Origin of the sequence: Enterococcus sp. DIV0421 (assembly GCF_051713745.1) — a bacterium.
Taxonomy (GTDB): domain Bacteria; phylum Bacillota; class Bacilli; order Lactobacillales; family Enterococcaceae; genus Enterococcus_D; species Enterococcus_D casseliflavus.
On sequence record NZ_JBIOQM010000002.1, the window covers coordinates 430,124 to 444,503 of the forward strand.

General features: G+C 44.8%; 15 protein-coding genes. All 15 read left to right on the top strand.

The features are described from left to right. Nucleotides 1-87: 87 nt before the first annotated feature. The 15 genes from IGI96_RS13085 (at nucleotide 88) to IGI96_RS13155 (ending at nucleotide 14,343) form a co-directional block, all read left to right on the top strand. Complete coding sequence (locus IGI96_RS13085; protein ID WP_375838490.1) at nucleotides 88-858, top strand: TatD family hydrolase; 771 nt, start codon at nucleotides 88-90, stop codon at nucleotides 856-858. Then, nucleotides 851-1,423: a ribonuclease M5 gene (gene rnmV, locus IGI96_RS13090; protein WP_118214878.1), complete on the top strand. Its 573-nt coding sequence runs from the start codon at nucleotides 851-853 to the stop codon at nucleotides 1,421-1,423. Before IGI96_RS13085 ends, rnmV begins: the two co-directional genes overlap by 8 nt. After that, a complete protein-coding gene (gene rsmA / locus IGI96_RS13095; protein WP_005225536.1) occupies nucleotides 1,420-2,307 on the top strand; it encodes a 16S rRNA (adenine(1518)-N(6)/adenine(1519)-N(6))-dimethyltransferase RsmA in 888 nt (295 codons plus the stop codon). Before rnmV ends, rsmA begins: the two co-directional genes overlap by 4 nt. A gap of 132 nt (nucleotides 2,308-2,439) precedes the next feature. Beyond that, entirely contained in the window at nucleotides 2,440-3,051 is a 612-nt protein-coding gene (locus IGI96_RS13100) for a hypothetical protein (protein ID WP_005225537.1), read from the top strand. Between the two features lie 138 nt (nucleotides 3,052-3,189). Further along, on the top strand, nucleotides 3,190-3,960 hold the full coding sequence (locus IGI96_RS13105) for a C39 family peptidase (protein ID WP_128431814.1): 771 nt from the start codon (nucleotides 3,190-3,192) through the stop codon (nucleotides 3,958-3,960). Between the two features lie 400 nt (nucleotides 3,961-4,360). Further along, complete coding sequence (locus IGI96_RS13110) at nucleotides 4,361-5,329, top strand: homoserine O-succinyltransferase (protein ID WP_010747802.1); 969 nt, start codon at nucleotides 4,361-4,363, stop codon at nucleotides 5,327-5,329. Then, nucleotides 5,319-6,518, top strand: a complete 1,200-nt coding sequence (locus IGI96_RS13115; RefSeq protein WP_375838489.1) for a MalY/PatB family protein — start codon at nucleotides 5,319-5,321, stop codon at nucleotides 6,516-6,518. The genes IGI96_RS13110 and IGI96_RS13115 overlap by 11 nt, the downstream gene beginning before the upstream one ends. After that, nucleotides 6,508-7,602, top strand: a complete 1,095-nt coding sequence (locus tag IGI96_RS13120) for an aminotransferase class I/II-fold pyridoxal phosphate-dependent enzyme (protein WP_016608218.1) — start codon at nucleotides 6,508-6,510, stop codon at nucleotides 7,600-7,602. The genes IGI96_RS13115 and IGI96_RS13120 overlap by 11 nt, the downstream gene beginning before the upstream one ends. 255 nt (nucleotides 7,603-7,857) lie before the next feature. Next, the gene (locus IGI96_RS13125) at nucleotides 7,858-8,688 is read left to right on the top strand and encodes a MetQ/NlpA family ABC transporter substrate-binding protein (RefSeq protein ID WP_375838488.1); all 831 of its coding nucleotides are present in this window, start codon (nucleotides 7,858-7,860) and stop codon (nucleotides 8,686-8,688) included. Between the two features lie 51 nt (nucleotides 8,689-8,739). Then, nucleotides 8,740-10,320, top strand: coding sequence for an ABC transporter substrate-binding protein (locus IGI96_RS13130; protein WP_375838487.1), 1,581 nt, complete (start codon nucleotides 8,740-8,742; stop codon nucleotides 10,318-10,320). Nucleotides 10,321-10,392: 72 nt separating this feature from the next. After that, nucleotides 10,393-11,352: an ABC transporter permease gene (locus tag IGI96_RS13135; protein ID WP_002307597.1), complete on the top strand. Its 960-nt coding sequence runs from the start codon at nucleotides 10,393-10,395 to the stop codon at nucleotides 11,350-11,352. Then, the gene (locus IGI96_RS13140) at nucleotides 11,352-12,182 is read left to right on the top strand and encodes an ABC transporter permease (RefSeq protein ID WP_005234832.1); all 831 of its coding nucleotides are present in this window, start codon (nucleotides 11,352-11,354) and stop codon (nucleotides 12,180-12,182) included. The genes IGI96_RS13135 and IGI96_RS13140 overlap by 1 nt, the downstream gene beginning before the upstream one ends. Before the next feature lie 3 nt (nucleotides 12,183-12,185). Beyond that, entirely contained in the window at nucleotides 12,186-13,064 is an 879-nt protein-coding gene (locus tag IGI96_RS13145) for an ABC transporter ATP-binding protein (protein WP_005225545.1), read from the top strand. Continuing rightward, entirely contained in the window at nucleotides 13,064-13,954 is an 891-nt protein-coding gene (locus tag IGI96_RS13150) for an ATP-binding cassette domain-containing protein (protein ID WP_002316738.1), read from the top strand. The genes IGI96_RS13145 and IGI96_RS13150 overlap by 1 nt, the downstream gene beginning before the upstream one ends. Then, on the top strand, nucleotides 13,951-14,343 hold the full coding sequence (locus tag IGI96_RS13155; RefSeq protein ID WP_010747810.1) for an OsmC family protein: 393 nt from the start codon (nucleotides 13,951-13,953) through the stop codon (nucleotides 14,341-14,343). The genes IGI96_RS13150 and IGI96_RS13155 overlap by 4 nt, the downstream gene beginning before the upstream one ends. Nucleotides 14,344-14,380: the final 37 nt, after the last annotated feature.

Genomic DNA, 14,380 nt, shown 5'->3' on the forward strand with positions numbered 1-14,380 from the left:
TCTTAAACTGCTGAAAAAAGCGAAGAGGATTCGTTTCTTAAACCGTAAAAATATGCTAGAGTATAGAAGGACTAAGGAGGAGATTTCATGATTTTTGATTCTCATACACATTTGAATGCAGAACAGTTTAACGAAGACATTCCCGAAACGGTCGCCCGTGCGCAAGAACTAGGAGTAACGGAGATGGCGGTCGTCGGTTTCGATCAACCAACGATTGAAAAATCGTTAGCATTAAGCAAAGAATATCCTGGCATTTACAGTATTATCGGTTGGCATCCAACCGAAGCTGGTTCTTATACCCCACAAGTGGAAACCTATTTGCAAGAGCGCTTGGAACGACCAAAAGTCGTTGCCCTAGGTGAAATCGGTTTAGACTATCACTGGATGGAAGATCCGAAGGAAGTTCAAGAAAAGGTCTTTCGTCGGCAAATGGCGATCGCCCGTGAACATCAGCTGCCCATCAGTATTCATACCCGTGAAGCCTTAGAAGATACCTATGCGATTTTAAAGGATGAAAAAGTCCAAACGATCGGCGGCATCATGCACAGCTTTAGTGGGGAAGGCGAATGGGCGAAAAAGTTCTTGGACCTAGGAATGTATATTTCCTTTAGTGGTGTCGTGACCTTCAAAAAGGCGACGGAGGTACAAGAAGCTGCGCAAGTCGTGCCACAAGATCGGCTGCTCGTTGAGACTGACGCGCCGTATTTAGCCCCTGTTCCTTATCGTGGCAAGCGCAATGAACCGGGCTATACTCATTATGTAGTGGATAAAATCGCGGAGCTGCGGCAAGAAGCGGTGGCTGATGTTGCGGCCTACACGACAAAAAATGCCCATCGCTTGTTTAGGATCAATGACTAATAAACCGAAAATCGAAGAAATCATTGTCGTCGAAGGCAAAGACGACACCCGCCGATTGCAAGAAGTGTTCGATGTAGATACCATCGAGACGATCGGTTCGGCGATCGATGACACGATCCTTGATCAAATCGAGCACGCCCAAGAGACACGAGGGGTTATCGTGTTTACCGATCCCGATTTTTCGGGAGAAAAGATCCGCAAAATCATTATGGAAGTCGTTCCTGATGCCAAGCATGCCTTTTTACCGCGCAGCCAGGCAGCACCGAAAAGCAAGGGCAGTTTAGGCGTGGAACACGCCAGCCATGAAGCGTTGAAAGAAGCCTTGCGAAAAGTCGTAACCCCGATTGCTTCAAATGAAGTCAGTGAAGGGACCATTGATCGGCAACAGTTGTTAGCGTATGGCTTGATCGCAGGGGCTGGAGCGAAAGAGAAACGAGAGCGGTTGGGGGATCTTTTACGCATCGGCTATACGAACGGCAAACAATTAGAGAAGCGGCTGGCAATGTTTCGTATCACCGATGCAGAGTTGGCAGAAGCAATGAAAATAGTGGAGGAAGAATTGTGAAGGAAGAACGGGATATAGCAACCCCCTCAAGAACCAAAGAGATTTTAGCAAAACATGGCTTTACCTTTAAAAAAAGTTTAGGGCAAAACTTCTTAACAGAACCGAATATTTTACGGAAAATCGTAGAAACTGCAGGCATCGACGAGACGACAAACGTCATTGAGGTTGGTCCTGGAATCGGTGCGCTGACCGAACAGTTGGCAAAACATGCCAAGCAAGTGTTGGCGTTTGAAATTGATGATCGGTTGATTCCAGTTTTAGCCGACACAATGCAGCCATATCAAAATGTGAAAATCATTCATCAAGATGTCTTGCAAGCAGATCTGGCAACGACCATTCAGTCAGCATTCAGCGATACGGCTGCTTCATTAAAAGTTGTCGCAAATTTACCCTACTACATCACTACGCCAATTATGATGCACTTTTTAGAGTCTCAGGTAAAAGTAGATGAAATGGTCGTGATGATGCAAAAAGAAGTGGCAGATCGAATCTCAGCAGTTCCCGGGACTAAAGCCTATGGTTCGTTGTCGATCGCTGTACAATACTACATGGAAGCAAAACTGGCATTCATCGTCCCGAAAACCGTTTTTGTGCCCCAACCGAATGTTGATTCGGCTATTTTGAAATTGACGCGTCGATCACAACCAGCAGTCGCAGTCACCGATGAAAAAGAGTTTTTCAAATTAACGAAAGCAGCCTTTCAGCTGCGTCGTAAAACCCTTTGGAACAATTTGCAAAATAGCTATGGAAAAGATGAAACAACCAAACAGTGGTTGGCAGACAGCTTAGAAGCAAGTGGGATCGATCCGAAACGACGTGGAGAAACGCTGTCGTTAGCGGAATTTGCCAAATTAAGCAATGAAATGCAAGCGCGTAAAGGATAACTTCAATATAAACGGATGTTGAATAAACATTCGTTTTTTTTTTTTTTTTTGTGTGTGTCTTGACACCTCGTGGAAATACCAGTAGAATAAGCAAGACAGAACTGTCATGACACATTGAAGGAGAGAGTATAAATGAAAAATCATTCCATTCGCCATTTAACGATCGCTGCATTGTTGATCGGCATGGGGATCGTCATTCCCATGGTAATGCCCAAAATCGTCATCGGACCAGCATCTTTTACCTTAGCTAGCCATGTGCCCGTCTTTGTGGCGATGTTCTTTTCACCTGCGATGGCGATCGCGGTAGCTTTAGGAACGACCTTTGGCTTTTTCTTAACACTGCCACCAATCATTGCTTTACGGGCATTGTCCCATGTTGTTTTTGCCGTCATCGGTGCCTTTTATTTACAGAAGCACCCAGATATTTTGCTGAAAAATGGCAAACCCTCTTTATTGAATATCAAATTTCAGAGCTTTAACTTGATTATCGGACTGATCCATTCTGCCGTAGAAATGGCAGTCGTTGCCGCCTTTTACTTCACAGGAAATGTACCAGGGACCGCATTCGATGGTAATTTCTACTATTTCTTGTTCGTTTTGATGGGGATCGGCGGTTTGATCCATAGCTTGATCGATTTCAATTTGGCTTATTTTGTTGCAGGTGCCTTAAGCAAACAATTTGATATTCGTTCGTTTTCAAAAGCAAAAGGACGCTTTATTCAGAAACAGAAGAAAGCGGCATAAGCGCCAGTTTGAATAGACCCGCTGCCTAAACGGGTCTATTTTTTTGTGTTTAGATTAAGAAAATACTCCTTCCTAAAAAGTTTATTATAGTGAAATAATAAACAGAAATAAGTTATAATATACAAGAGGAGGAAGTAGATGAAGAAGAAAAAGTTAAAACGGTTACTTTTAGGTATGTTCGTCTTGATGCTCTTCTTTCTGCTGATTTTTTATGACAGTAAGAACGGGCAGTCCCCCTTTGAAAAGATAGAGGATGAATTGACACTAGCACTTTCGGATGAAGAACAAACACCAGAGCCTGAATACAGTGAGGTTATTCAATTGGATGTTCCGTTAGAAAATCAATTCGATGAAGTGGCGTTAGGGAACGGCTGTGAGGTAACGGCTTTATCGATGCTCTTGAATTTTTACGGATTTGATACCAATAAAAATCAATTGGCGGAAGAATTAGCGTATGTTCCGCTTTATGAGGATTATTATCACCATGGAGATCCACGAGAAGGCTTTGTTGGAAACATCTATGGCGGCGATAGTGCGATGGGGGTTGACGTAGAACCGATCACCGATGTCGCCGAAAGGATTGTAAAAGAGCAATACGAAGTCGTTAGTGGACGAGACAAAAGCTTTGATGAGATCGTCAAAGTACTACAATCTGGGAAACCAGTTTGGATGATTGCGACGTTAGAATTACAAGTACCTACCGATGCGGATTTCTTTCAATGGAATACCCAAAATGGCGAAATCCTTGTGACGGCATTGGTCCATTCGGTGGTGATCACTGGCATCGATGGTGATACGATGTATGTCAACGACCCTTATGGGCATAAGGATCGTGAAGTCAGCAAAGAAGACTTAGCAGCGATCTATGAAAAAATGGGTCAGCAATACTTATATTTAGAAGAAATCTAAGAAAAACCCCTAACTTGCCGTTGACAGTAAATGAAAAAACAATTATAATTTTTTAAAATTAAACAAAGAAATCGATAACGTTGAAGAGAAGAGTAGCAGATCAACAAAGGTACAGAGACTCCGGTTGGTGAAAAAGGAGACATGCGGTGATCAGTGAAGATGAACTCTGAGTTTTTTTGTTGGTTCACGCCAGCAAAACGGCATGCGCCCGTTACAGCGCCAAGTATCATAGTGTACTGTTGAGGTGTTATTTGTGAGAATAGCACGAATTAGGGTGGTAACGCGCATCAAGTCGTCCCTTTTATCCGTAAGGATAAAAGGGCGGCTTTTTTTGTTTTTTCACAGCTGAAACTATTCGCCTTTTCTTCAACAAGAAATTTAACTGTAAGGAGTTGAAGCAATGCCGATCATTATTCCCAAAGAACTACCCGCTGCAGCGGTCCTGCAAAAAGAAAATGTTTTTGCCTTACTGCAGCATAAAGCGGCGAAACAAGAGATTCGTCCCTTGAAGATCGCAATCGTCAATTTGATGCCGAAAAAGATCGCCACAGAAAATCAATTGCTGCGCCTGCTTTCCCAAAGTCCGCTGCAAATTGAAGTAACTTTACTGAAAATGAAGTACCACGAAAGTAAAAACACGTCTGTCGATCACATGGAAAAGTTTTATCAAGAATTCTCAGTGATCCAGTCCCAACGATTCGACGGCTTGATCATCACTGGTGCCCCTGTTGAAAAAATGGCCTTTGAAGCCATTGATTATTGGCAAGAACTGCAAGAGATCATGGATTGGAGCCAGACGAATTGCACTTCAGTCCTGCATATTTGTTGGGGGGCACAAGCTGGTCTTTATTACCATTATGGTATCGACAAAGTGTTGTACCCAAGCAAATTGTTCGGTGTCTTCGAACAAGCAGTCACGCATTTTCATCCGCTCGTTCGCGGTTTTGACGACGTCTTTTATACGCCCCATTCGCGCTATACTGGCATCGATGAAGGCCAGCTCGCCCAGGCGCCTTTAGAAATCTTGGCAGCGGGTGTTGAAACTGGGCCTTCCATCTTCGTATCAGAAGATCATAAAAATGCCTTCTTGCTAGGTCATTTTGAATACCACACAACGACCTTGAATGAAGAGTACTTGCGAGACATGGAACGGGGCTTAGCTACCGCATTGCCCAAAAATTACTTTGCCTATGACCGTTTAGGCGGAAAAATTACCAACCGTTGGCGGGGACATGCCTCTTTGTTTTTCAGCAATTGGATCAATGAAACCTATTTGCGAACACCGTATGACCTGTCCGTCACGCCGACGAAAGAAGGTTACCGAATTGGCAGTGAGCCAGAAGGTCGGGTGAGTATCAATGACGATTGAGCATTTTCTCTCCCACTATGCTAGACAGCGAAAAGGCACTGATTCTTTAAAATGGGATCTTGTGGATCAACGGTTCCAAGGAGAAAAGCTTTTGCCTTTATGGGTAGCTGACATGGATTTTGCTGCGCCAAAGGCAGTGGAAGAAGCCTTGCAGCAACTGGTTGTTCAAGGAACCTTTGGCTATGCGATTCCCCCCTCAGGCTATTTTTTAGCCTATCAAGCTTGGCAAGATCGCCACTGGGGGACGAAATTCGAAGAAAAATGGCTCTCGTTTTCCACAGGGGTCGTCCAATCTTTGGTTGATTTGCTTCATTGTTTCACAGAACCAGACGATGGCATCTTGATCCAGCCGCCCGTCTATTATCCCTTTTTTGACAGCATCAAAGAGACGAAAAGGCGCTTGATAGAAGCACCCTTACAAAAGGTGGGGAATTCTTATCAAATCGATTTTGCTGCTTTTGAAGGCAAAATCATTGAAGAAAAAGTGAAACTATTTATTCTCTGCTCCCCCCACAATCCAGTAGGGCGGGTCTGGCAAGAGAAAGAACTGCATCAGTTATTGGCCATTTGCCAAAAACATGAGGTTGTCGTGATCGCCGACGAGATCCATTGTGAGCTGATACTCGGTGAGCAGCAATTTGTTTCAGCCGTGACAGTGGCAAAGGGGTTCGGCTTTGAGAAGCTGATCGTTCTGGATTCGCCCTCAAAAACCTTCAACTTAGCAGGATTATTGCTCTCTCATGTTTGGATTCCTGATTTAGAGATGCGCAGAGCCTATCAGGCGTGGTGCCGACAATACAAGCAGACGGAAGTTAATCGTTTGGGATTGGTGGCTGCGAAAGCCGCGTATGAATCGGGGGATCAATGGCTAGATGACCTGCTTTTGGTGATTGCTGCCAATGAACAAATGGTCCGCCAGCAACTGCAAGAAGCATTTCCCAAAATTGAGCTCCTGCCATTAGAAGGAACCTATCTTCTCTGGGTCGATCTGCGGCAAGTCATTGCCAAAGAACGAACCAAGCACGTGATCCAAGATACTGCCGGTCTGGCAGTCGACTATGGGGAATGGTTTTCACAAGACGGTCAGGGCTTGATTCGTCTGAATCTTGCGACAACACCGACGATCATTCAAGAAGCCCTTGATCGCATGATCGAGGCAATCAAAAAGGAGGAACGACATGACGATTGATACAGCAACTTTTCTGGCACAATTAGGCAATCATTCGGATCAGCAAACTGGGGCGATCAGCCCACCGATCTATCTTTCCACGACCTTTGCTCATCCCGAGTTAGGGCAAAGTACAGGCTATGATTATACCCGTACCAAAAACCCGACCCGTGATATCTTAGAAGCAGGTCTTGCTGAATTAGAAAAAGGAGCTCGGGCAGTAGTGACCAGCTCTGGCATGAGTGCGATTGCTTTGATTTTTGACTTATTTACCAGCGGGAGTCGCTTTTTGGTTTCTCGTGATTTGTATGGCGGTAGCTTTCGCTACTTTGCGGAATTGGAAAAAAGCCAACGGGCATTCTTCGATACCTTCAGCACTGTAACAGAATTAAGTGAAAAACTAACTGACGAGGTAACGGCTGTCTTTTTAGAGACCCCAACGAATCCTTTGATGACCGTGACGGATATTGCTGAAACCGCCAAGCTTGCTCACGACCATGGGGCGCTACTGATCGTAGATAATACCTTTTTGACGCCATTACGACAGCTGCCCTTAGAAGAAGGCGCGGATCTAGTGATCCATTCAGGCACCAAGTTCTTATCAGGTCACAATGATATTTTGGCTGGCGTCGTCATCGCCAAAGATGCGCAAGTAGGGGAGCGCTTGAATTATTTAGCCAATACTTCAGGCCCGACCTTGAGCAGCTTTGATACGTGGTTATTTATCCGAAGTTTAAAGACGCTGCCGTTGCGCTTTGAACGACAGGAAGCCAACGCCAAGGAAGTTGGCCGCTTTTTACGAGCCCATCCGGCGGTCAAAGAGGTGCTGTACCCAAATGCAGGGGCGATGATCAGTATTCGGGTGCTTGATGAAACCAAAATCAGCGGCTTCTTAGCGGCATTAAAGGTCTTTACCTTTGCGGAAAGCCTGGGTGGTGTGGAAAGTCTCATCACGTATCCAACGACACAGACCCACGCAGATATTCCTCAAGAGGTAAGAGAATCTTATGGATTGACGCCGGATCTTTTACGGATTTCCATTGGGATCGAAAGTAGTAAAGATTTGATCGATGACTTAGAAAATGCACTGAAGATATTCAAATAACCCAACCACAGATCAGCTAGTGAAAAACTTACTTTTGTAGAGTAATTTTATTGACAGTTTTAGTTGTATAGGATAAAGTTACACTACATATGAATAGTGAGTCCGATGTTTTCGGTTGACGGCAACAGGGATTAACCATTTCTCCTTTGAAAAAGTAGGTTGTTTTGAGAAACAGAGGGGAAATTGGTCTAGTTGGGCCATTCGACAAGGAAATAGGACGATTGATCTGAGGAGGGAACAAAAGGGGAAAAAGGGATGAAAAGAAATGTAGTAAATGTGTTGACGACAGGAGTGATTGGGCTGCTTGCCTTGTTTAGCTTGGCTGCCTGTGGCACCAACCAAGCGGATGAAGAAACGACCGTCGTTAAATTAGGTGTCGTTGGCGAACAAAATGAAGCCTGGGAACATGTGCAAGAAGAATTGAAGGAAAACGAAAATATCGACTTGCAACTGGTGAAGTTCACCGATTATCGCCAACCAATCGTCGCACTAGAGGATGGGTCAATCGATCTTCACGCAGCATTGACGGAAATTTTTATGGATAATGTCAACGAAGAAAGTGGTTATTCCAACACGACGATTGCGTATACGACATTAAACCCACTTGGTATTTATTCCGATAAAATCACTGATGTCAGCGAATTGGCAGATGGTGCCACGGTGGCTTTACCCAATGATGTGTCAAATGAGAGCCGCGCACTACTACTCTTACAAACGGCCGGTTTGATCACTTTGGATGAATCAAAAGGGTTACTGCCAACAACCAGTGATGTCACTGAGAATCCCAAAGCCTTGAAATTTAAGCTGCTTGATTCCAATCAAACGGCTCGGGCAATGACCGATGTCGACATCTCTTTGATCAACAACGGCATGGCAGTCGATGCTGGCTTGGTTCCTACAGAAGATGCGATTTTCTTAGAACCTGTGGCTGACTCCTCCACGCCCTATTATAATGTCATTGCTGCGCGAGCAGACGAAGCAGAAAATGATGTGTACCAAACGGTCGTAGCGTATTATCAGACCGATGAAGTAAAAGCAATTATTGACGAAGTTACCAAGAAATCAAGTATCCCTGTTTGGGAATAAAAAGCAAAAAATCTACTATAATTATATAGGAACAGGAAGTAGGATGGAAAAATGATCAATTGGAAAAAAGGTTTAGCAAGTGTTGCCGTCGTCGGACTAGGATTAGTTCTAGCAGCCTGCGGTGGATCAAATACAGAGGAAACGGCAAGCAGCAGTGCAGCTGGTGCTGGCGATGATGCAACATTCACTTATGCCATCAGTGGGGACCCATCGTCCACCAACCCGATCAACACCAGTGATCGCTGGGGCTTGACAGTGACAAACATGATCTATTCTCCACTCGTTACAGTGGAAGCAGATGGAACAACACAAAATGCGTTAGCAGAATCAGTGGAACCGGCGGAAGACGGCCTTTCATTGACCGTGCATTTGAAACAAGATGTCAAATGGTCAGATGGCGAAGATTTTACTGCCGATGACGTTGTTTTCACGTATGAACAAAAAGTCAAAAAAGAAAACGGCAATGCCGATTCGCTTTGGGTCGACGACCAGCCGATCGCGATCGAAAAAGTGGATGAATACACCGTGAAATTTGTGTTGCCAACACCGAGTGCAGCAGCAATCAGCAATATCGCAACTGAAACATACATCATTCCAGAGCACATCTTTAAAGATGTTAGCGACTTTTCGGTCAGTGAACTGCCTGAAAAACCAGTTGGTACGGGTCCATATCAATTGAAAGAATACAAACGTGGTGAGTACTTTACTTTTGAAGCCAATGAAAACTATTATGGCGGCAAGCCTTCGATTCAAAACGTGACCTTGCGGATCATTGAAAGTACTGATACGGCCAAAGTTGCTTTGCAAAAAGGGGAAGTTGACGCAGCCGTTGTTTTGCCTTCAGATATCGAAGACTTAGATGATACGCAAATTTCTGTTTATCCCTATACAGAAAACCGCATCGGATACTTAGGCTTAAATACTCATTCAGATGCATTACAAGATGTGAAGGTCCGTCAAGCAGTCTTGTATGCTTTGAACAAAGATGAATTAAATCAAGCAGCGTATTTAGATGAAGACTATTATGCAACACCGTATTCATTCTTACCACCCAACAATCCATACGTTACCGAAGATGTCGAGAAATATGAAACAAATGCTGAAAAAGCAAAAGAGCTTTTACAAGAAGCAGGTGTGACTGATTTGTCATTGAACTTGGCGTTCAACTCAACTGACCCAGCTCAAACGATCCAAGCTACGTTGATCCAACAACAATTGCAACAAGCAGGCATTACAGTTACCCTTGAAGGGGGCGATGGTACTGCGATCTTCACTGAGTTGAAAAAACCTGATTCAACGAAATACAACCTGTTCCTTGGCGGATATATCATGGGGAATGACCCTGACTTATACGGCAGTTTATTCGAAACTGGCGGCAGTGCCAACTACTTCCAAAGCAATAGCGAAACCATTGACAATTTGTTTGCGCAAGCAGCAGTTGAATTGGACACAGACAAGCGTGAAGCATTGTACGATGATCTGCAAAAAGCCATTGCTGACGAAGCGATCATTTACCCAATCGTTGACAACAAGAAAATCTTAGCGGTCAATAACCGAATTGGTAATGTAGAAGATGCAGGCTTGATCCCAATCTATACATTCGAAGATATGTCTAAATTGACAATCAAGTAAATCCATTGGCTGTGATAAAGAGGAATCTTTTTTATCACAGCTTTTTTCTATGAAAAAGAAAGAAGGTCAATTATGTTTCGATATATTGCAAAACGAGTATTGCAAGCAATCCCTTTGCTATTTGTGATCTCTTTTATCGTATTTTCACTAATACATATCGCCCCGTATGATGTGATCGATTCCATCACGACACCGAATATGTCACAAGAGCAAATCGATCTGTTGCGGCAGCGCTATGGCTTGGATCAACCCTTTTTGGTTCAATATTTTCTTTGGATCAGAAATGTTCTTACTGGTAATCTTGGCTTTTCGTTGGTTTCTCAAAGCAGCATTTCACAGGAACTTGCCACTCGGATCCCGAATACGATGCGGCTAGTGATCCCTGCTTATTTGACCGCTTTATTGCTGGCGATCATTTTAGGTCTGTTAGCCGCTGCCAACAAAGGAAAGATTTGGGATCGGATCATTGACGCTGTGGCATCTCTAGGGATCGCCGTGCCGACCTTCTGGTTTGCGATGATCTTGATTTATGTATTTGGTTACTTATTGAATATGTTCCCAATCATTGGCATGTATACAGTCGGCAAAGAAGGGGATTTTGGCGATTTTCTGCAGCACTTTATTTTGCCTTATATCACATTGACTGTCGCCTTCTTCCCAGATTTGACAAGGTATATTCGGGCATCAGCGACTCAGCAAGTATCAGAAGACTACGTGATGGTGCAACGGGCATTCCACGCCAGCAAATGGCAGATCTTCAGTCGTCACATTAGTCGCAATATTTTGATTCCCGTTGTCACCCAAATCGGCTTGGCGTTACCGATGTTAGTTACCGGTGCGATCATTACAGAAACGATCTACGGCTGGCCAGGCGTCGGACCTTACTTGATGAGTGCAACGAAAAGCCTCGATTATCCTGTGATTATGGCGATCATGCTGCTGTCAGCAACACTGGTCATCTTAGGGAATTTGTTAGCGGATGTATTATATTCCGTGGTTGATCCACGTATCCGTAAAGGAGGGAGCAAGTAATGAAACGTTTCAAAAAAATCAGTGAAGTCATGCTTGCTTCGCCCATCTATACTTTTTCTGTCGTTTTCTTGACGTTATTGATTATTTTGTCGCTTGTTGCACCTTTGATCCCGATCGATCCCAATGCAACGGATGTCAGCAACATGTCACAGCCACCGAGTTGGTCTCATTTATTTGGGACTGATGAAGTGGGGCGGGATTACTTTATTCGGGTCGTCTACGGCGGTCGGGTGTCCTTGTTTGTAGGTGTGTTGGCAATGATCACTGCGACGTTTATCGGGACCCTTGTCGGTCTTGTTTCTGGCTACTTTGGCGGATGGATCGATAACTTGCTGATGCGGCTCGTCGATGTGTTGTCATCGATTCCTTGGCTGGTGTTAGTGATCGTTTTGAGCGTCTTTTTACGTCCTGGACTAACCACGATCATTATTGTGATCGGCGGGTTTTCATGGATGAACATCGCTCGTTTGATTCGTGGTGAAACGTTAGCAGCGAAAGAACGGGAGTATGTTGCTTACGGGAAATTTATCGGTCGTTCTTCATTCAGTATTATCGTGAAGCATGTTTTCCCAGCAGTACTGCCAACCTTGATCGTTGCGGCATCCGCAAGTATTTCTGGAGCGATCATGACCGAATCAGCGTTGAGCTTCCTCGGATTAGGCATTCAGCAGCCGATGGCTTCGTGGGGCAGTCTGTTGCAAAACGCGCAAAACAGCTTGCAGCGGGCACCATACATGGCGATCCTTCCAGGGCTCTTTGTTATTTTCACCATCTATTCCTTCAACAACATCGGCGACATGATCAAACATGTCTTGCAAAGGGAGGTGTGACCGATGAAGACAGAATTATTAGCGATCGAAGCGTTGAATGTGACGTTTCACAGCAAAACCGGTCCGAAACCGTTAGTCAAAAAGCTGGATCTAGTGATTCCAAAAGGCAAAGTGGTTGGGATCGTCGGCGAATCTGGTAGTGGCAAAAGTATGACCATGAAAAGTGTCATGGATCTTTTGCCTGATAAGGTGACCGATCACTATGCCAGTTATACATTTGAAGGAGCAGCAGTGACCGATCGTCGAACATTACCGATCGCCATGATTTTTCAAGACCCGATGACTTCGTTGAATCCTTTGCGTACGATTGGCTATCATTTGATCGAAGTGATTCGCCGCTCACAAAAAGTATCGAAAAAAGCAGCTCAAGAAATCGCCGTCAAAGAGTTAGAAAAAGTCGGCATACCTTTTCCAGCGCAACGCATGAAACAATATCCCCACGAGCTATCAGGGGGGATGCGTCAGCGGGTGATGATCGCCATGGCTTTATTGGCGCAACCGAAATTGCTGATCGCAGATGAACCGACGACGGCTTTAGATGTGACGATCCAAGCACAGATTTTGGCCTTGATCAAAAACCTGCAAAGAGAGAACCAGCTTTCCGTCGTCCTTGTGACCCATGACTTTGGGGTCGTTGCAGGAATGTGCGACTTTATTAAAGTGATGTATCAAGGTCGAGTCGTGGAAGAAGGCACCACAGAAGAAATCTTTTATCAACCTGCGCATCCTTATACGAAACAATTATTGCAGGCGGCCCATTTAGGCGACAAGCATGCCGAATTAAAAGTCTTTGACTATCATGAGACATTGGCAGATGAGTTGCAAGAAACGCAGTTATCTAAGACCCATCGCGTTTGGCGCAATCAGGAGGTGACAGAATAATGGAAGAACTGATTCGCGTAGAACATGCGACGAAAACCTTTCGCAGCAAAAACTGGCGCGGCACTGTCAGTGAAGTCCGAGCGGTCGAAGATGTCAGCCTAACGATCCATCGGGGCGAGACATTGGGGCTAGTAGGGGAATCTGGGAGTGGGAAAACCACTTTAGGACGCAGTATTTTAAATTTAGAGACCTTAACAAGCGGGGAGATTTTCTTCGAAGGCAAAGAGCTAACAGCATTGACGGCAGAAGATCGCAAAGCAGCGTATCAGCAAATGCAGATCATTTTCCAAGATCCGTATTCATCATTGAATCCCCGCATGACGGCACTTGAACTGGTGATGGAGCCGTTGTATCATGAAACGAAAGATGCTGCCCGAGCGAAAGCCAAAGAAATCTTAGCGATCGTCGGGATCACGGGTGATGATGTCCATAAACTGCCCCGCAGTTTCAGCGGCGGACAACGGCAACGGATCGGCATCGCTCGTGCGGTGGTCAATCGCCCGGCGTTCGTCTTGTGTGATGAACCGACTTCGGCATTAGATGTCTCCATTCAGGCTCAGATCATCCAATTGCTGCTGCGTCTGCAAAAAGAGTTTTCATTGTCTTATTTGTTCATTTCCCATGACTTGTCCGTGATTCGTCATATCAGTGACCGAACAGCCGTCATGTATCAAGGGAAATTAGTTGAATTGGCACCTACCGACCGTTTGTTTGACAATCCGCTGCATCCTTACACGAAGAAATTATTAGCAGCAGCGCCGATCGCTGATCCTGTGTTAGCAAGAGGTGCGATGGAACAAACGGAAATTCAAAGCACGATTACTTTGACACCATTGTATGAATGGGTCGAAGTTGAACCAGATCATTTTGTGAGGAGAGAAAAACGATGACAGTAGAAACATTGACGATCCATCAAGGAAGCGACAAATTTGAAATGACGACCCCAACTGGCAATTGGGTATTAGCACGGGAAAAAGGCTATTCGCCAGTCCAAATGCTGGTGAGTGCGGTCGCTGCTTGCGGCGGCTATGTATACGCATCCGTCCTAGAGAATTCAAAAATCACAGCAGAAATCGAAAAGATCGAAGTCAGCTATGACCGGGACGACAACAAAAAAGCCCAACCAGTCAGTGCCATCCACATTCAGTTTTATGCGAAAATCGCTGAAGCCGACCATGACAAAGCGACCCGTTGCCTAAAACTCGTTTCACCAAATTGCCCCGTGATCCAATCATTAGATCCAGCGATCGAAGTGACGGAAACAGTGACGTTTATTTAATCGAAAAAGACTTTGTGTGCCTGAAACCAATAGGCGT